The organism is Bacillus sp. FSL K6-2861 (assembly GCF_038630725.1).
GTDB lineage: Bacteria > Bacillota > Bacilli > Bacillales > Bacillaceae > Bacillus > Bacillus velezensis.
Genome location: NZ_CP152037.1, coordinates 2,491,909 through 2,513,248, shown reverse-complemented (window position 1 = coordinate 2,513,248; position 21,340 = coordinate 2,491,909). Strand labels below are relative to the sequence as shown.

Sequence of the window (21,340 nt, the reverse complement as noted above, 5' to 3'; positions counted from 1 at the left end):
ATTGGCAGTTGCCACCGATCAAGTCAAAACGTTCCTGCAGAAAATCAGCCATACGAATTATATCGTCCGGGATCATCGCGTTCATCAAATCCGCGTCCTCCCGGGCGTGACTTTAATAGATATGCTGTATCGGCTCGCCGCCGGGTATCTCGGTGAACGGCCTATAGAATTAAGACAGATTATTTTTAAGCAGCCTGTTGTAACATCTGAAGAGTTTGATAAACACCTGTATGTGACCTTTACGCCGGCGTGTGACAGCTGGAAAGTTGAGATTACTAGCGAAAAAGCAAAAAACGGCACACCGCTTGGCGGAAACCGGGATGAGAATATGGAATGCCAGCTTTATTTGCAAGAAGACACGCCGCGGGCAAAAGAACTGAATATTGAAGCGTTCATGAAAAACGCAAGCCGAAAATGGGACATGCATGACATTTATGGAATTGCAAGAAGAAGCCATATTGAGCATGGCGAGTTTATGAAAAATGAAGGGGCCGTTTATCAGCTTCAGGATAAAGAAGAATTAATGGAGCTTACTCTGAGTGATTTGGCTGAAGGATTCCGGGAGAAATTTAAGGCGCATCCGGCTTTTTTGGATGCGTCCACCCTTGCCGGCTCTTCCTTTGCATTGTCGGCCCAAAAGCAGAATGACACACCTTATATTCCTTTTATGATCAATCGTTTTTGCATGTATCAGCCGTTTCCGAAAACGATTTACACTTATTCTGCGAAAAACAGCCGCACTGAAAGCGGCGTATCAGATAGCGAACCTGATGTTTATTCGGCCGACTTCACGATTTACGACAGGGCAGGGAACGTATTGGCCGAATGTGAGAAACTGACAGTAAAAAGGGTCAGACAAGCGAATATGATTACCCATCTGATAGACAAAGAGAAGCCGCCTCAGCAGAACAGAAGCGGCCGTGGTGAGTCGGAAAATTCTGTGGCCGCAGAAGACGTGTCTGAACAGCAAACGCCGGAACAAAACATGGTGACTTACATAAAGTCGGAAATCGCCAGGCTGGTCAATCGTCCGGCACAGGATATTGATGTGAGGAAAGGCTTTTATGATATGGGGCTTGACTCGGCGCATTTGCTGAAGCTTGTAAAGATATTAGAGCAGACTTTTCAGCAGCAGTTTTATCCGACACTGCTTTTTGAATATTCATCTGTCCGCCGCCTTGCGGATTACCTTATCAATGAAGCGGGCTGTGTGCTGAAAGGTTCGGCAAAAGAACGGCATACATCAGACGCTGACATTGCTGATGAAGTTCTGTTTTTTGAACCCGCCTGGAAAGATCATCCGCTGGGAACGGCGGTGCAGAACGGGCAAAAACACACCCGTCATCTCATTATCGCTGCCGATGCAGAACCCCGTCTCACAGGTGAACTCGTCATACATTGCCCGGAAGCGGAAGTGATAGAACTGAAAAGGGAGCATGAGGCTGCAGATGAGCAGTTTGGAGCAGATGCCGAGCGCATATTTCGTATGCTCAAACGGGAACTGACAGACCATCCGAAAGAACATACATTGATTCAGCTTGTATGCGCCGTTGAGAATGGAGCGGCATTGTCTTCCGCTCTCGGGGCTATGCTGAAAACGGCACATCTGGAAAATCCGGCTCTTCGCATTCAGGTCATCACCTTCTGTGAAAAGAATGAGAAATTGCCAAGTGAGACGGCCGCAATCATTAGAACAGAAGCAGACTGCTCTCATGCAGGATGTACAGACATTCGGTATAAAGACAATATGCGGCAGATCAGATTGTTCGAACGTATTGAGAAACTGGACGGGCAGACACAGTCTCCTTGGAAACAAAACGGCGTATATGTCATTACAGGAGGCCTCGGCGGTCTTGGATTTCTGCTTGCCCGTCACCTTGCAGAAAAAGAAAAAGTGAAGCTCGCACTCATCGGCCGTTCGCCGGAACAGTCTGAGAAGATCAGCAGACTGAAAGCATTGGGCGCAGAAGTTCTTTACGTTCAAGCGGACATCGGCAGCAAAGCCGAAACAGAGCGGGCATTTGCTCAGATTACAGAAACCTTCGGCCGGCTGACGGGCATTTTTCATTGCGCCGGTGTTTTAAAAGATCAATTTATCATCCAAAAAGACAGTTCTGACTTGAAGGGGGTGTTCCTGCCGAAAATCAGCGGCCTGATTCATGCGGACGAAGCTTCACGGAATGAACCGCTTGAGTTTTTCGCCGTATTTTCCTCATTCTCGGCGTTGGCCGGAAATGCGGGCCAAATAGATTATGCCGCAGCGAACGCTTTTATGGATGAATATATGAAATATCGCGATTGCAGAGCGGAAAAAGGCGAACGGACCGGGGCTTCTATGACGATCAACTGGCCGCTTTGGGAAGATGGTGGCATGCAGGTTGACAGCTTGATGAAAGAGATCATGAATGATGCAACTGGCACCAGCCCGCTTCCGGCCGGGGAAGGGATGGCTGCACTTGAATATATGCTGCGTCTCGGCAAGCTGCAATCCGTTATTTTATACGGGAAGGAGCCCGCTGTAACTGAGAGCATGGCCCGATTGGTTCCGATGGCAGACAAGAACCGCTCTTCATTATCCCATGCAGCTGTAAAGAGAAGGAGCCGAAAACAAGAGAGACATACAGAAGAGCGCGATATTGCGGTAATCGGATTGGCGGGAAAATACCCGCAGGCGGGAAGCATTGATGAATTTTACCAAAATCTGCGCTCGGGGAAAGACTGCATCACAACAATGCCGAAAGACAGATGGAAAGGTTATCCTTTCTCATATGAAGCAGATCAGTTCTACCGTTACGGAGGATTTTTAGATCGCATAGACAGCTTTGATCCGCTGTTTTTCAATCTGACTCCTCGCCAGGCTGAAATGATGGACCCGCAGGCGCGGCTGTTTTTAGAGACGGCTTGGGAAGCTTGTGAAGATGCCGGTTTTTATCAGGACAGAACGGCGCGCGGGCCATCTTCGCAAAAGAGAAAACGCGTCGGGGTATTCGCAGGTGTGTTTTGGAGCCATTATGAGCTGTTCGGGGCTGAAATCACACAGCGGGGCACACCGCTGTCTATGGGCGTGACGCCTGCCTCTGTTCCGAATATCGTGTCTCACTGCCTGAACTTTACGGGACCGTCAATGGCTGTGGATACGATGTGCTCTTCTTCGCTCACATCCATACATTTGGCATGTGAAAGCATTAAAAGGGGGGAGTGCGAATTCGCCCTTGCCGGCGGTGTGAATGCGGTCACACACCCGCATAAATATGCGTTTTTGGCGAATGCCGGATTTCTGTCTTCAGAAGGCGTCTGCAAAAGCTTCGCCGACGGCGGTGACGGTTATGTGCCGGGAGAAGGCGTCGGCGCGGTGTTACTGACAACCGTTCAAGAAGCGGAAAGAATGGGCTGTCCGATATATGGCGTCATAAAAGGCTCCGCTTTAAACCATGTCGGAAAAACATCCGGTTTGACCGTGCCTGATCCGGCATCACAGGCGGAAGTCATTACAGATTCTTTTCGGGGTGCCGGCATTGATCCGGAGACACTGAGCTATATTGAAGCCCACGGAACAGGCACGTCTCTGGGTGATCCGATTGAAATTGAAGGGCTGAGCCGCGCTTTCCGCAAATGGACAAACAAGAAGCGGTTTTGCGCCATCGGCTCTGCCAAATCAAATATCGGCCATTTAGAAGGAGCAGCCGGAATCGCCGGATTAACAAAGGTGCTTTTGCAGCTGAAGCATGCAGAAATCTTTCCGTCATTGCACGCGGACACGCTGAATCCCCATATTCCGTTTCCGGACACGCCGTTTTATGTGGCGGACCGGCTGGAAGAATGGCAACGGCCGTCACATTCTGACCAGCCGAGAAGAGCGGGTTTAAGTTCTTTTGGCGCCAGCGGGAGCAATGCCCATTTTGTCATAGAAGAATATCTGCCGCCGCAGGCTGAAAAGAAATCGGTAAATATACGGGAAGACGAGCCGGTTCTGTTTCTGCTTTCGGCAAAAAATGAAGAACGCCTATTAGAATATGTCAAACGGTATGACCGCTTTTTACGGGAAAAAGAAGTCAACCTTAAAGACCTGGCCTACACGCTTCAAGCTGGCAGAGAAGCGATGCCTGAACGGCTGGCATTTATCGTTACATCCGTTTGCGGCCTGCAAGCGAAGCTGAAGGATGTGCTTGAACGGAAAACAGAAATTGAAGGATGTTTCCGCGGACGTGCTCAAGATGATATTTCATCAAGTGGAATGGCCGAGCTGCTGAAAAACAAGCAATATTCCAGATTGCTCACTGAGTGGGCAAAAGGAGCCGCCGTTGACTGGAGCCTGTTATACGAAGGAGAGAAGCCGAAACGGGTCAGCCTTCCTGTATATCCGTTCGCGAAGGAGCGGTATTGGGTGCCTGTGCCTGCGGATATCCGGAAACAGACAGACGAACCGGCGGAAAACCAAAAGATCATTCTTCAAAAAGACTGGAAGCAGCAAGATCCGGCGGAATCTGAAGCATTATCAGGAACAGTAATGATACTTGCAACTGATAAGACGAGCCGATTGGCCGATGCTCTTTTTAAAGGAAACGGCCATATTGAAACGATCTGCTTCATCCATCAGGCAAAAGACGGCGCCGATTATTATGCCGCCGCATCGGGGCGAAACCTTTACGGCAGAGTGCGGGAGTCTCTTCAAAACAAACAGATACTCGGGGTCGTCGACATAACCGCATATGACGCGGAATATGAACGGCAGGAAGAGATAGAACACGGAAAGCTTGCCTTTTTACAGCAGGCTCTGGAATCACTCCGTCATAGCGGCGCTGTGTTCAGCCAAGTGACACACCGCCTCCAGCCTTTCAAGGAAAGTAAACCTCTGATGCAAGGGGCGAAAACGGCGGGGCTGTACCGGATGCTGGGCGCTGAGTATGCCAACATTCATTCTTTTACGATAGATAGCGATTGTGAGATTGAGCATACAGAAGAATTAAGCAGACAGATTGAGATTGAATTTTTACAGCCGCGGGCCAAAAGCGTCAGTGAATGCTGCTACAGGCTGAATCGCCGTTATGTGCCGTTTCTGAAGCAGGGTATGAATGTTTCGGCGGCGCCTGAGCTTTCCTATTCGTCTGATGATGTGCTGTTAATAACGGGCGGATCGCGCGGAATCGGCGCAATTGCGGCGGAGCATGCCGTTTCACGCGGCTGCAGGAAACTGGTCATCATGGGGCGGGAGCCGCTTCCCGATTCCTCAGAGTGGGCAGACATGAAAAAGGACGGCATTCTCCCGGAAAAAGCCGAGCGGATGCAGAGGTTAGCCGAGCGGGGCGCGGAGATCCGTTATTACAGCGTTTCTCTTACGGATCAAAAGGGGCTCCGGAACATGACGGACGGCATCCGCGGCACGATGGGGCCGATTACCGGCGTTTTTCATTGCGCGGGCGCAATGGGAGAACACCCCGCTTTTTATAACAAAACCGAAACTGAAATCGAAAGCGTTTGTGAGCCGAAAGTAACAGGGCTTCGCGGTCTCTATGAAGCCGTTCAGAATGAGCCGCTGTCGTTTTTTATTTTGTTCTCATCCGTTTCGGGCCTGATCCCTTCGCTTGCTGCGGGGCAAAGTGACTACGCGATGGCTAATTCATTTATGGACTCTTTTGCAAATCATCAAGCAGGTAAAGGAAACGTGTTTGTTAAAGCCGTTCAATGGCCCGTCTGGAAAGAAACCGGCATGGCTGAAGGCCTGCCGGAAACACCTGCTTATCAAAAATCAGGACTTTCCAGGCTGTCTGCCGAAGACGGACTGAAGTTTTTAGATTACATCATTTTAAACGGACAAAGCTGCGGAATTCCTTGTGTTCCCGAAGACAGTGAGCCTGATTTTGGTGATCTTCTGAAGGTGAAGAAAGCTGAAGCTCCCATGAAAAAAAGCACTGCCGGTGACCAAAAGGTGAAGGATATGATTCGTCAATGGGTGCGCACCGTTTTCAGCGAAGAACTGAAAATGACGGATGAGCAGATAAAAGATGATATGCCGTTTGATGAATACGGGATTGACTCAATACTCTTTGCGGAATTGGTTCAATCATTGCAAAAACGGATCAGCATAAAGTTAACACCGTCCTTAATGCTTCAATATCAAACGATTACAGAAATGGTTGACTATTTCGCAGCGCATCATGAAGCTGATTTTGTGACAAAAGAAAATGGTTTCGTTCAAGACAGGGACGTAGAGCCTGATTTAACCGCCGCCGCTGAAGAGAGAACATCCATGAAGCCGAAAGCGGATACCGAAGACGATATTGCCGTCGTCGGCATGTCCTGCCGTTTTCCGGGGGCGGGCGGAACGGATGCTTTTTGGGAGCTGCTGATGAAAGGGAACACCGCCATTCGGCCTGTTCCCGCATCGCGCTGGCATGCAACAGCACATGCAAAGGATTATGCGGGGTGGATTGATGATATCGACATGTTTGATGCGGGCTTTTTCGGCATCTCTGAAAAAGACGCGGCAATTATGGACCCGCAGGCGCGGATCATATTAGAAGAAGCGGTTCATTCTGTTTATGATGCCGGGTACGGCCAAAAGGATTTATCGGGCCGGAAAGTCGGCGTGTACATCGGCGGCAGGGCGCAGCCTTCAGCCGGTATGGAACATATCCTGCAGGCGCCTAACCCGATTTTGGGGGCGGGACAAAACTATTTGGCGGCCAACATTTCACGATTTTTGAATGTCACAGGGCCGAGCCTTGTCGTGGATACAGCATGTTCCTCAGGGCTGATCGGGCTGTCCTTTGCAAAAGACGCCCTTTTGGCCGGAAGGATTGACGCGGCCTTAGTCGGTTCGGTGAGTCTGCTCTTATCTCCGTCCGCGCACCGGTTATTCGGAGCGCGCCATATTTTAAATGAGAACGGCGTGTTTCATATATTCGACCGTGAATCAGCGGGAGAAGTGCTCGGAGAAGGAGCGGGGGCGGTTTTTATCAAACGATTGAGCGATGCGGTACGGGACGGAGACCGTATTTACGGCGTCATAAAAGCCGTCTCGGTAAACAATGACGGCCGGACGCTCGGTCCCGGTTCACCGAATATAAGAGCGCAGAGAGACGCCATTCAAACTGCGCTTGACATGGCGGAAAAGTCGCCCGAAGACATTGGGTATATAGAAGTGAACGGAGGCGGTTCCCCAATCGTTGATTCGGTGGAAATCAAGGCACTCTCAGATGTCTATCAGCTGAACCGGAAAACGCTTCTGCCCTGCCGGATCGGATCGGTGAAACCGAATGTGGGGCATTTGCTTCTGTCTTCAGGTCTTGCGGGCTTCATCCGATGTGTGCTGAGCGTCTATCATAAGCAGATTCCGCCTTTCTTATCAGCGCGTGAGCCATTTGAACATTATGACTTTGAAGCGTCGCGTATTCATTTTAATCGTGAACCCGTTGATTGGCATTCAGAGAAGAAACCCCGCGTCGCAGCTCAGAGTTCATTTCCTGACGGCGGGACAAATGCTCATATCCTCGTTGAAGAATACAGAGGTGAAAGACAGGGGGAACATCACCGGGCGCCTCAGCCGCCGGAATTCAGAAAAAAACACTACCCGCTTTTGGGCGGCTGGAACAGCACGGAGAATGAAGCGGAAAAAACAAGTAATGAAAAAACAGACATTGCGGATCTTTTAAAGAAATATGAGAAAAAAGCAGAGACAAGCACTGCACCTGCAGACTCGTTTTGGCAGGTGACAACGTGACGTTTTTAAAAGGGGACGAACCATGAAAAAAACAGTGAATCTGCGCCTGACCGCAGAACATCCCATTATGAAACACCATCTTGTTCACGGAGAATCTGTCATGCCCGGTCTGGCCTATATTGATATGCTGTATCAGCTGGCAAAGCAAAGCCTTGATCTTTCATTCCGTTCCATCTGTCTGAAACGGGTGACCATTTATCATCCTTTATCAGTGAAACGGTCAGAGCGGCTTGATGTGAGTGTCATATTCAGTAAAGAAAAGGAGTTCTGGACTGCCTCGATTTGCGGGGCGGATTCCGGGACGGTTTTCTTATCAGCGGAGGTGCATGAAGGGGTTTTCTCATCAGATAAGCGCCTTGACGCGGAAGAGAAAAAACAAGTTGCGCTTCCATCAGTCTCCTTGCATACGGTTTACGAAGACGCGAGAAGCCGCGGACTGTCGCATGACGGGCTGATGAAGCCGGAGGGAGAGATCTATGCAAATGAAGAGGAATGTTTCCTTGATATTCGGCAGTCTGATTCATGCCAGGAAAATCTCCCCGGCGCTCTCTTTCATCCCGCGCTGATGGACGGTGCCGCCATGGCCTCCGGCGTATTGCAGACAGCTGCAGGCGCCGGTTTGTTTTTACCGATTTATTATGATTCGTTTATTGCCGCTGAAACCGTTACGGAGCGCTGTTACGCGGTGATTTCGAAAAAATTCGGCACGCCTTCTGAAATGGTGAAAATGGATATTGACTTTTACAACCCCAGCGGTGCGCATATTGCTTCACTGCTCGGCCTGACAGCCAAAAAGGTGCGGACAGACCGGCAGCTGATACCAGGCGTTCAGCAGATGGAGGAAACCTTATACCGCATTTTTTCAACATACGTAGGCCGTCCTGTCACAAGAAATGATGCGCACACCGTATTTTTTGAATTAGGCCTTGAATCGTCACAGCTTCTGGCCATTATTAAAGACATCGAAGGGGCGTTTGATCTGCGGCTGAATCCGACTCTTTTATTTGAGTGCAGCAGCATATCCGAACTGCTTGAAGACATAAAAACAAAAGGAACAGAAGAATCTTCCGGCCTTGTCGCGGATGCAGCACCGGTCTCTGAAACGCAATCAGTCAGTCAGACATTTACTTTCTATGAACATGAAGCATTCCTTCAGGATCATCTGGTTTTCGGCAAACCGGCACTGATGGGTGTAGTGTATCCGTGTCTGGTGCTTGAAGCATCCGGAGCGTCTCATTCCGGCACGTATCCCGCCGAGCTGAAAGATATCCGCTTTACGGGCGGGCCCGTCACGCTGGAGCCGGGAGAGGCCGCACAGATTGACATTTCATTTGCGGCAGAAAAGAGTGCCGAACGCTTTACCGCAAGCTGCACTGTCTCCGGTAAAGAAAGCCGGAAGACGTGTGCCGAAGGAGAAATAAGCAGATATACAGAGGCACCCGTAAAAAAATCGTATGACGTTGAACAAATGAAGGCGCATGCACAAAAGGTGGCGCCGGATGTTATTTCCCGTCTGTACGATTCGGTTGCCGACTTCACGATAGGCCCGATGCTGAAAACGGTAACGGCGGGATACAAAATGAGTGAGAGCTCCTTTTTATTGCAGCTGGACTTATCAGGAAAAAAAGAAAAAGGCGATCTGCGTCACTTTGCATTTGACCCGCTTATATTGAATTCTTGTTATATGTCGCTCGGTGAAGAAGAATTGCAGCTGAAAAAGCGGATTCACGTCCCGCTCATGATTGAGAGGCTGACGCTTTACGGACCTGTCATGTCTGATACCGCCTATGTGGTGAATACAATCAAACATAAAAAAGACGGGTTTCTCTCATTTGATGCCGCAGTCCTCAGTCATACCGGGGAACAGCTGGCGGAATTGAAAAACGCGTCTGTGAAAGAAGTGCTTCAGCCAAATCGGCTTGAAAATGCGTCTTTTGCCCCGTCCGGGAATCAAAGCCGTCAGAAAACGAAAGGAAAACCGCTGGATATTGCCATTGTCGGGATTTCCGGCAAGTATCCGCAGGCCGATGATATCAATGCGTTTTGGGAAAATCTCAAACAAGGAAAGGATTGTATTACCGAAATTCCGAAAGACCGCTGGAAATGGGAACATTACTTTTCCGAGGACCGGACGGCGCCGGGAGCGATCTACAGCAAATGGGGCGGATTCATTGACGGGATCGCCGATTTTGATCCTGAGTTCTTTAAGATTTCCCCCCGTGAAGCGGAACACCTTGATCCTCAGGAACGGCTGTTTTTAATGCATGCGTGGATGGCCATGGAGGATGCGGGATATACGAGGACATCACCTGAACTGGGCCGTCAGGTAGGTGTGTATGCCGGTGTCATGTATCAGGAATACCCGCTATTCGCCGCTGAAGCGGGAGTGAAAGGACGGCATATCGGGCTCCCCGGTGGGATTTCATCCATTGCTAACCGTGTCTCCTATTTTTGTGATTTTCAAGGGCCGAGCATTTCGGTCGATACGATGTGTTCGGGTTCGCTGACTTCATTGTACATGGCGTGCCGGGATCTGCGGGATCATCGGATTCGCGCGGCGCTTGCCGGCGGAGTGAATCTCACCGTTCATCCTAACAAGTACTTCATGCTGAGCCAGGGGCAGTTCATCTCATCTAAAGGACACTGCGGGAGTTTCGGCGCCGGGGGTGACGGCTATATTCCGGCAGAAGGGGTCGGGGTGCTGCTTCTTAAACGTTTAGAAGACGCCGTACAAGACGGAGATCGGATTTACGGCGTCATTAAGGGAGCTGCCATTAATCACGGCGGAAGAGCGAGCGGTTACACCGTACCGAACCCCAAGGCGCAAAGCGAAGTCATTTCTCAAGCTTTACAGGAGGCGGGGGTTTCTCCGGGCCAGATCAGCTATGTGGAAGCGCACGGGACAGGGACGAAATTAGGCGATCCGATTGAAATCCGGGCTTTAACCGATGCATTCGGTGATGTTCCTGAAACATGTCTCATCGGGTCTGTCAAATCAAATATCGGACATGGGGAATCGGCAGCAGGCATCGCCGCTGTCACAAAAGTGCTGCTGCAGATGAAGCACAAACAAATCGCCCCATCTTTGCATGCAGATGTTTTAAATCCGAATATCCAATTTGACGAAGGACCGTTTTCCGTCTGCCGGGAATTAACAGATTGGAAACGGATTGCCGCAGACGGAGCAGAACAGCCGCTCAGGGCGGGGATCAGCAGCTTTGGTGCGGGCGGTTCTAACGCGCATATCATTATTGAAGAATATGAGGCTCCTGTCAAACAAGCAATCAGCAGCCAAGAGCCGGCTGTCATTCTGCTGTCTGCGAAAAATGGGGAGCGTCTGACAGAATACGCGGAGCGCCTTCTTGCTTTTCTTCAAAAGAAGCATACGGATAAGCCGGACTTATTTGATGTCGCATACACTTTACAAGCGGGGCGGGAAGCGATGGATGAGCGGCTGGCTTTCATTGCGGACTCTCTTAAGGAGCTGGAGGACAAGCTCAGATCGTACTTGGAAAATGAAAACGCACCGCATCTTTACAGGGGGCGGGCGAAGCGAAATCATGAGACAGTGGCTGTGTTTGAATCTGATGAAGATTTGCAGGAAGCCATGGTTAAATGGCTGAAAAAGAGAAAGTACGGTCATTTGCTGAACATGTGGGTGCAGGGAGTCGATGTGGACTGGAACTTGTTATATTCGGGACAAAAACCCCGGAGAATCAGTCTTCCCGCCTATCCGTTTGCAAAGGTCAGATGCTGGATTCAAGATGAAGCAGAGGCGGTTTCAAAAAGGGATGGCGGCAAAACGGTGATCCATCCGCTGCTTCATGAAAACACATCCGATCTGTGGGAGCTGAAATTCACATCCGTTTTTACCGGACGGGAATTCTTTTTCACTGACCACACAGTCAATGGGGAGAAGGTGCTCCCGGGAGCCGCCGTGATCGAAATGGCCAGGGCGGCCGTTGAGCGTGCCGCATACGCTGTGCCGGACGGACGTGAAGGAATGTATTTGAAAGATCTCATATGGATGAGGCCTGTCGTTCATAAGGGGACGGATGTAGAAGTCCATATCAGCCTTATCCTTAAGGGAAATGAAGACATTGAATTTACGATTTACAGCCTATCGGAAGAACCCGGGGGAGAACGGATTATATACAGTAAAGGCACCGCGGTATCAGGAGAGATAGCAGCGGTTCCGTCAGTTCACTTAGAGGGCTGGCTGTCCGGCTGCAGCCAATCGGTTATGACGTCTGATGAGGTTTATCAGGCTTTCCGGCATGCGGGTATGATATACGGGCCGAGCCATCAAGGAATTGATCAGCTGATGATCGGAGAGAGGGGAGCTGCAGCCCGGCTGTCGCTGCCGGAATCGGCAGACAGTACCGCCGATCAGTTTGTCATCCATCCGAGTCTTTTAGATGCCGCGTTTCAGGCGTCACTGGGTGCCGGTTCAGATACTGCCGGAGACACTCCGATGCTGCCGTTTTCCCTGCGGCAGGCAGAAATATTTCAGCCGACTCAGAAAACGATGTGGGCGCTTGTCCGCAAACAGAGCGATCGGTCAGATAACGGAGCGCTGACGCTGGATATTGATTTATGTGATGAAAACGGCGCTGTTTGTATGAGATTAACAGGCTTCTCCTGCCGGGCTGTCCAGCAGACAAACCAAACCGAAAGCAAACGGCAGGAAGTTCAGACGGCGATGCTTGCCCCTGTTTGGGACAAAACTTTCTTTTCTCTGGAAGAAAATCGAGCGGTTGAGGAACAATTGCTGATCATCGGAAAGCCGGGAAATACCATAAAGGCTGCGGCAAAAATGTGGCCCCGCGCCCATCTGGCGGAGACGCCGGATCATTCAAGCGAGCAAACATTACGTGAATTGACAGCCGGGTATCAGGATATCCGCCATTTCTTATGGATTGCGCCGGATCGTTTCGCACCCGCATCCGTCAGTCAGGAAATGCTTGATGAGCAGGAGAATGGGGTGATTCAATGTTTCCGTTTCATCAAAGCGCTGCTGTCACTCGGGTATGGAAACCGAAACATCAGCTTTACGGCGGTGACCCGGCAGACACAGTCCGTGTATCCGGGTGATCTGCCGCAGCCTGAGCATGCAGGCGTACACGGTTTGATCGGTTCATTGGCAAAAGAATATCCGAACTGGGACATCAGGCTGATTGATGCAGAAGAAGGCAGTGATTCGTCTGAGATGAAAAACATCTGGCGCCTTCCTCCAGATCCGGACGGAAATGCTGCCGCGTACCGTAACGGAGCTTGGCACAAGCAAAAAACAGTCCGGGTGCTGACAAGTTCCGCTCCGCGTATGTCGTACAGAGAAGGCGGCGTTTATGCTGTCATCGGCGGAGCGGGCGGCATCGGAGAAGCATGGAGCAAATACATGATCACCCGTTACAAGGCACGGATGATATGGATCGGCAGGCGGCCGAAGGATCAGGAGATTCAGAGCAAAATAGACAGGCTGGCGCTATCAGGCCCCGCGCCGCATTATATACAGGCTGATGCTCAAGATGCCGCAGCGCTTAAAGCGGCCGTCCGTTCCGTAAGAGAGCAATACGGCAATATAACGGGAGTCATCCATTCCGCGATAACGCTTGCCGACAAAAGTATGGCGAATATGGATGAAGCTTCTTTCAGAAACGCTTATTCAGCTAAGGTGAATACGAGCGTCCGAATGATCGAAGCTTTTAAGGAAGAACCGTTTGATTTTGTGCTGTTTTTCTCATCCGTTAATTCTTTCACAAAAAATGCCGGGCAAAGCAACTATGCGGCAGGGTGTACATTTCAAGACGCCTTTGCCCGCCATATCGCTTCCTTGCTTGATTGTGAAGTGAAAGTCATGAATTGGGGATATTGGGGCAGTCTGGGTGTTGTATCAGACCCGTCTTACAGAAAACGGATGGAGGCGTCAGGGATCGGTTCTATTGAACCCGATGAAGCAATGGAGGCGCTGGAAGTCTTACTATCAGAACCGTTCAGCCAAGCGGCATTCATCAAAGCTGCTCCGCACGGCTTAGCCGCGCTGACGGATCAAGATGCAATATCGGTTGTATCCGGCCCGAAGCCTTCATTTATGGAAAGCGTCAAGCGGCAAAATCCGGATCGGAATGAACGGCTTGAGACTTTAAAACGAGAAATGGAGTTGCGCATATGAACAGCCTTCTTTGCAAACTGCTCTTTTACCAATTACAGTCAATCGGTTTTTTCAGCGAGCCTGTCACTACACCTGCAGCATCCATGCGGAGCGCCGGCGTGATCGGCACATACGGCAGATGGCTGGAAGAAAGCCTGAATCTATTAAAAGAAAACGGATATATCGCGTATGACGGATACACGGTCACTCTTCTCACGGATCAGCGCCCGGACGGCCGCACAGTCTGGAATGAGTGGAATGCCCATAAACGCCTGCTTCCCAATGGGGAGCTTGCGCAAGCTGAATTGGCCGAGGCGACGATAAAAGCGATGCCTTCCATTTTAAAAGGAGAACGTCCGGCTACGGATATCGTATTTCCCGATTCATCAATGCGGCTCGTTGAAGGTGTTTATAAGCATAATCCTGTCGCGGATTATTTTAATGAAGTGTTAGCAGATTCCGCGGCCGCTTACCTGAAAGCCTATCTTACAGAACACCCCGATGCCCGTATCAGGCTGATAGAAGTAGGGGCCGGGACGGGCGGAACGAGCGCCATGCTGTTTACAAAACTGAAACCATTTGCAAAACAGATTGCGGAATATTGTTATACGGACGTTTCTAAAGCTTTTTTAATGCATGCCGAACAGGAATACGGACCTGATGTGCCGTATTTGACAACAGCCTTGTTTAATGCAGAGGAGCCTTGCGAATCACAAAATATCAAAACGGGTGTTTACGATATTGTCATCGCCGCCAATGTGCTTCACGCCACAAAAAATATCGGTTTGACACTGCGCCGTCTGAAAGCGCTCCTGAAATACAACGGGATGATTTTGATAAACGAAATCAGCGATCGTTCTGTTTTTACCCATTTAACCTTCGGGCTGCTTGACGGCTGGTGGTCCTATGAGGATGCTGAGCTTCGGATTCCGGGAAGTCCCGGCCTATATCCAAAATCGTGGGAGCGTGTGCTGCATTCGGAAGGATACAGAGCGGTTTGTTTCCCTGCTGAAACGGCTCATGATTTAGGCCAGCAGATTATCGCAGCTGAGAGTGACGGACTCGTTCGGATGCAAGGGATCAGAGACGGCAGAAAGCCATACGCCGCCCCGGCCGAAGTTTTCCGAAAGCCCGCGCAGCCTGTTTCCCGCAGCCGCGCGCCAGAGGTGCATCAAGCTGTTAAGGCTGATGGGGAATCGGTCGCTTCCCATGTCCGCTCTGTCATCAAAACAAGTATTGCCGATGTATTAAAAATGAAAGAAGAGGATATTCAGGAAGAACTGAACTTCTCTGAATACGGCATTGATTCCATTCTGGCCGTCAATGTGATTAACGAGATTAATAAGCGATTGAATCTTACACTGCAGACAACGATTTTATTTGATTACTATCATGTGAAACTGCTGACCGGTTATATCTCGGAAGAATACGAAACCATCATAGCCTCGTCTCTGAAGACCGATAGAGCGAAAATCCGCCCGGCGCTTCAGGAAGAACGGCCTGCTGAAAAACCTCTGCAGACGGAAAGAAAGGAAAACGGTTATCAGAAACCGAAACAAGAACGTATGCCGCCTTCTTTCGCAAAGTCCGATGACTCGGGAATGTTCCGGGTTGTGATTGACCGTCCGGGCGGCATTGAAGATCTGACGATTGCCCGCAGTGAGGTGCCCGAGACAAAAGATGACGAAGTTCAAATAGCCGTCCGCGCCTTTTCTTTAAACTTCGGAGACTTGCTTTGTGTCAGAGGGCTGTACCCGACGATGCCGCCTTATCCGTTCACTCCGGGATTTGAAGCAAGCGGCGTCGTGATCAAGGCAGGGAGGCATGTAACATCCGTCATTCCAGGTGATGAAGTGATTGTCGGCATGGGAGAGGAATTTGGATCTCAGGCGAATCTCATCACATGTAAAGAACATCAAGTCTATCATAAACCGGCCCGGCTGACCTTTGAAGAAGCATGCGCTCTTCCCACCGTGGCGGTGACCATGATAGACGCCTTCCGGAAAGCCGGACTTAAAAAAGGCGAAAAAATATTAATTCAGACCGCGACGGGAGGAACGGGGCTGATCGCGGTGCAAATGGCCCGGCATATCGGCGCGGAAATATATGCCACGGCCGGATCACAGAAAAAAATTGAGTATTTGCATTCGCTCGGGGTCCGCAATACCATCTGCTATTTAGAAGAAGATTTTGAAACGGAAATCATGCGAATGACCGGCGGCCGTGGGGTGGATGTTGTCATTAATACCCTGGCCGGTGATGCCTTGCAAAAAGGAATGAATTGCCTGGCGCCGGGCGGAAGATATATCGAAATTGCCATGACTGCGCTGAAATCCGCTAAATCAGTCGACTTGTCCGTCCTTCATAACAATCAATCGTTTCACAGCGTGGATTTGCGGAAGCTGTCCCTTCAAAATCCGGACCAGGTCAAGGACTATCAATTGGAACTGCAGCGGCTGGCGGAAGAGGGAGTCATTCAGCCTGTCATCTCAAAAATCTTTTCCTTTGAAGACATAAAAGAAGCGTATCACTGTCTGGATGACCGCGGAAATATCGGGAAAATCGTCATCAGCGTTTCTGAGCCGTATCAAATGACGTACCGCCCCGAACAAAAGGATCCGGCCGATACAGTAAAATCAGCAGCTGTGTTACCTGAAAAAGAACCGATCGCGATTATCGGGATGAGCGGGCGGTTTGCTGAATCGGAGAATCTCCATGAGTTTTGGGAACACTTAGCCGCCGGACGGGATCTGATTAAAAAAGCAGACAGATGGGATATCTCTGACAGCCAATGCCAGTATGGCAGTTTTATAGAGGACATTGAATGTTTTGACCCCGTTTTCTTTCATATATCGGGACGTGAAGCGACCTATATGGACCCTCAGCAGCGGCTGTTTTTGGAAGAATCATGGAAAGCGCTTGAAGATGCGGGATATGCGGGAGACTCGGTAAGAGGCCGGGAATGCGGCGTGTATGCCGGCTCCTGCGGCGGAGATTACCAGGCCATTTTTAAACAGCAGGGGCCCGCGCAGGCGTTTTGGGGCAATCACAATTCCGTCACTCCGGCAAGGATCGCCTATCATCTTAATTTACAAGGGCCGGCGATCACTGTTGATACAGCATGTTCCAGTTCGCTGACAGCCATTCATTTGGCATGTCAGGGGCTCTGGACGAAAGAAACGGAAATGGCGGTGGCGGGCGGGGTTTTCATTCAATCCACTCCCGCTTTTTATCAATCGTCAAATAAGGCGAATATGCTGTCACCGACCGGACGCTGCCATACGTTTGATCAAAGCGCGGACGGGTTCGTGCCGGGTGAAGGCGTGGGAGCGGTGGTGCTGAAACGTCTTAGCGACGCCGTTAGTGACGGAGATCATGTGTACGGCGTCATAAAAGGATCTGCAATGAATCAGGACGGCGCTACAAACGGAATCACCGCTCCAAGCGCGCTTTCTCAAGAACGATTGGAACGTCATGTCTATGATACTTTTCACATTGATCCGGAAACCATTCAAATGGTGGAAGCTCACGGAACGGGCACTGCACTGGGCGACCCGATCGAATTCGGCGCCTTAACGCGCGCTTTCCGCCGCTATACGGATAAAAAAGGATATTGCGCCATCGGCTCTGTGAAAACCAATCTCGGACATGCCGCTGCGGCCGCGGGGATGGCCGGACTGTTTAAAATCCTGCTGTCGCTGAAGCATCGGCAGATTCCGGCTTCCCTGCATTTTCATCAAGCCAATCAGCATATTCAATTTGCGGACAGCCCGTTTTTTGTGAATGAAAAGCTGATACCGTGGGAACGGAATCCGGATGCACCGCGCAGAGCCGCCATCAGTTCATTCGGATTCAGCGGAACAAATGCCCATCTTGTGATTGAAGAGGCGCCGCAAACCGTGCGCCGGTCGCCGGCAAAACCGGTCTGCTTCATTCCTTTATCTGCGCGGACGGAGCGTCAGCTGGAAATTCAGGCAGAACGCCTGCTGGATTCACTCAGCAAGAACAAAGACAGCGATCTGGGAAATATAAGTTATACGCTCCTGCTCGGCAGAAAGCATTTACATCACCGGTTTGCCTGTATCGTAAGCAGTGCGGACGAACTGAAGCGGGTATTATCGGAGTGGCTTGTAAAAAGAGAGCTTCCGGGTGTGTTTATGTCCAATTTGAAGGATCAGAAGCCGGCAGAAGAAGCCGGAATGAAAACATTCGGAATGGAATGCATTGAACAGTGCCGCTCGGCAGCTTCGCCCGCACAGTACAGAGAAAACCTGGCACATATCGCTGACCTTTTTTGCAGAGGGTATGATCTTCCTTTTACACGGCTTTTTGACGGAGGACAATATTATAAAACGCCGCTGCCGGCCTACCCGTTTTTAAAAGAAAGGTATTGGGCGGCTGATGTAAACAGTTCTTTACCAGGCCAAGCCATGAAAAAGTCTGAAACGCAAACCGTTCTCCCGTCTTCGCCGCAGCCTGAACATGAAGGGCTGATTTCTCTGAGTCCTTTAACTGAGATCGAAATGACAGCGTTTGAACCGGAGACATTGCAAAAGCCAATCGTGTTACAGCCTTTGGATTGTACTGTTTCTGTCCAGCAGCCGGAAAAAGCCGTTTCCGAAGACAATAGAACATTGCTTGAAGAATTGAGGACAAGCCTGGCAGATATTTTATTTTTGTCACCGGAAGATATTGATGCTGATGAGCCTTTCATCGATATGGGTCTTGACTCCATTATCGGGGTTGAATGGATACAAACAGTAAATAAAACGTACCACACTGAGATTACTGCCAATAAGGTGTATGAACACCCGACGCTTGAAGAGCTTGCGGAATATATAGCGGGACAAATAAAGAAACCCGAGTATGCTGAAGCGGAGGAAACCGCGGTACGTCCGGAAATCCCGGAAGCAGAAACTCCCCTTGCCGGCATCTCTGACGGCACTTTGCGCAAAGAGCTCAAAGAAAGCCTTGCGGACATCCTGTTTCTGAAGCCGGAAGATATTGATGAGCATGAGGCATTCATTGAGATGGGGCTGGATTCTATTATCGGTGTGGAATGGGTTCAGTCCATTAATAAAACCTATCAAGCGTCTATTACGGCAAATCTGGTCTATGAATACCCGACAATCGCAACATTAGCCGGGTATCTGACCGGTTCTGTCCAAAAAGACACCGAGGAAGTACATGGGGAACATACGAAACAAAACGATATATCAGAAGAGACAGATGATCAAGAACCGCCCGAGCTGATCTGTCTTAACCCGGGGGGAAAGGGAAGACCGATTTTCTGGTTTCATTCCGCGCTGGGGGCAGTGGAGCTGTACCAGCCTGTTGCCGAACGGACCGGGCGTCCTTTTTACGGAATTCAGGCAAGAGGGTGGATGACAGACCGGGAACCGATCCGCGGCATTAAAAACATGGCGGAATATTACGTTAAGCTCATACGTACCGTGCAGCCCCGGGGTCCTTACGATGTAGGCGGCTATTCATTAGGGGGCATGCTCGCTTATGAAGTCACCCGGCAATTGCAGCTGGCTGGAGAAACCGTTGAGTCAATCGTCATGCTCGACTCCTTTGACGCGGCGGGTGCGCGGGAAATAAACATTCCTGATGAATTATTTGATAAAAATATGATGCTGCAGACGGTGAACATGGCTTTATTTGCACCGATCTATCAACATCCGGAACGCATATCTGAAACGTTAATTCATCGTGATGAACTGAATGCCGATCTTCATGAAGACATATTTTTAGAGCAATTAATCGCAAAAGCCAAACAGCGGGGGTTAACGAAGACGGACACATTGGTGAAAAATCTGATCAGGCAGAATATAAATGTTCAGGACGCTTACGAAATCACTGATTACGAACTCCTGCCGCTTCCGGATCCGAACGGGGTGACATGCTATTATTTCCGAAATAAAAACGGTATTTTCTTGGGTGAGCTTGATCCGTATTTTACGATCAGGGCCGATATTTTATCCGCTGATTTCGTCAACTATTGGAGCCAGTGGGAAGAGCATATGACAAACATCGCCATCATGGATGTGGCGGTATCCAACCATATGACGTTATTGGCAGAAGACAGCACAGCCGAAACGATTTCTGAATTTTGCGGCGTTTTATATTCGGCAGACGGAATGACAGAACACAGCTTCCTGCAGCTGCAGGAAAAGATACTGAACGTGCATGGTGAGATGCTGAAGCAGCCCGCCAAAACAAGACCGTAAATTCACATATCCGCCCGCCGGGTTTACTCGTAAGCTTTGGCGGGTCATTTCAAATCTTGGACACATCTTGGAGGAATGAAAATGACCAGTTTAACAAAAATCAGACAGCAGCAGCCGTACAAGTGGTACCAAACGATGAGAGAAACCTCTCCCGTTCATTACAATGAAAAGGAAGATTGCTGGGAAATCTTCACCTATGATGAAGTGAAGCGGGTGATTTCTGACTACAGTCATTTTTCTTCCGATCATAAATACTTAAGTGCGGACAAACAGGAAAAAATGATCCGGCATATTAACAAAGACAGCCTTTTGAAAATGGACCCGCCTGAACACACCGTCTTCAGAAAATTGGTCAATCAGCCGTTCATGCCGAAATCGGTTGAGACTCTTGCACCGCGTATAGCCGCTATCGCTGATGACCTGCTTCAGGCCGTCCGTTCAAAAGGCAGGATGGACATTATTGAAGATTACGCATTTCCGCTTCCGATTATCGTGATCGCAGAGCTTTTAGGATTCCCTCCGAAAGACAGAGATATCTTTAAAAGCTGGGTCGACCAAAGCCAGAATGTAAAAGATGAAAAGAAAATGAATGAAGTGCAAAAGCAGATGATCGGATACTTCATGCAGTTTATTTTACAGCGGAGAAAACAGCCGCAAAATGATTTAATCAGCCATTTAATTTCAGCTGATTTAGACGGAGAGCCGCTGTCAGACAAGCAATTAATCGGTTTTTGCGGCTTGTTGATCGTCGCGGGGCACGTAACGACGGAAAATGTGATCGGAAATTCATTTCTCAGTCTCAAGGAGTTCCCGCACATTCTGCCCCGGCTGCTTGAAAACAAGGCGCTCCTTCCTGACTTTATTGAGGAAGTCATCCGCCTCAGACCTTCCATTCAGCGGGTAACCCGCTACACCGCGGTTGAAAGCGAGATTGGCGGAAAAACGATTCCGGCCGGAGAAAAAGTGTATGCGTGGATTGGATCGGCGAACAGAGATGAAAAGAAGTTTGAAAATGCCGATCAGATTGACTTGGGACGAAAGCCGAATCAGCATCTGTCATTCGGTCAGGGCAGCCATTATTGTTTAGGAGCGCCGCTGGCCCGGCTTGAAGCGAAAATCGCGCTTTCCCACTTTTTTGAACAGATGTCCGCATGGCGTTTTACTGAGGATCAAGAGCCGAATCTGGTTCCGAGCCCTGTATTTCACGGCGTTGACAGGCTGCTTGTTGAGTTTTGA

Annotated in this window: 4 protein-coding genes; all 4 read left to right on the top strand. The window is 49.9% G+C overall.

Translation table 11 applies throughout. From position 1 onward, the window contains the following. The first annotated feature begins 1 nt into the window (after position 1). The 4 genes from NYE62_RS12400 to NYE62_RS12385 all read left to right on the top strand — a co-directional run bounded on the left by NYE62_RS12400 (position 2) and on the right by NYE62_RS12385 (position 21,340). Complete coding sequence (locus NYE62_RS12400; RefSeq protein ID WP_144664562.1) at positions 2-7,720, top strand: SDR family NAD(P)-dependent oxidoreductase; 7,719 nt, start codon at positions 2-4, stop codon at positions 7,718-7,720. Between the two features lie 22 nt (positions 7,721-7,742). Then, positions 7,743-13,892, top strand: coding sequence for a type I polyketide synthase (locus NYE62_RS12395; RefSeq protein WP_342496968.1), 6,150 nt, complete (start codon positions 7,743-7,745; stop codon positions 13,890-13,892). Continuing rightward, positions 13,889-20,104 (top strand): beta-ketoacyl synthase N-terminal-like domain-containing protein, encoded by a 6,216-nt coding sequence (locus tag NYE62_RS12390; RefSeq protein ID WP_144664564.1) that lies wholly within the window; start codon positions 13,889-13,891, stop codon positions 20,102-20,104. Before NYE62_RS12395 ends, NYE62_RS12390 begins: the two co-directional genes overlap by 4 nt. Positions 20,105-20,185: 81 nt before the next feature. Then, positions 20,186-21,340, top strand: coding sequence for a cytochrome P450 (locus NYE62_RS12385; protein WP_144664565.1), 1,155 nt, complete (start codon positions 20,186-20,188; stop codon positions 21,338-21,340).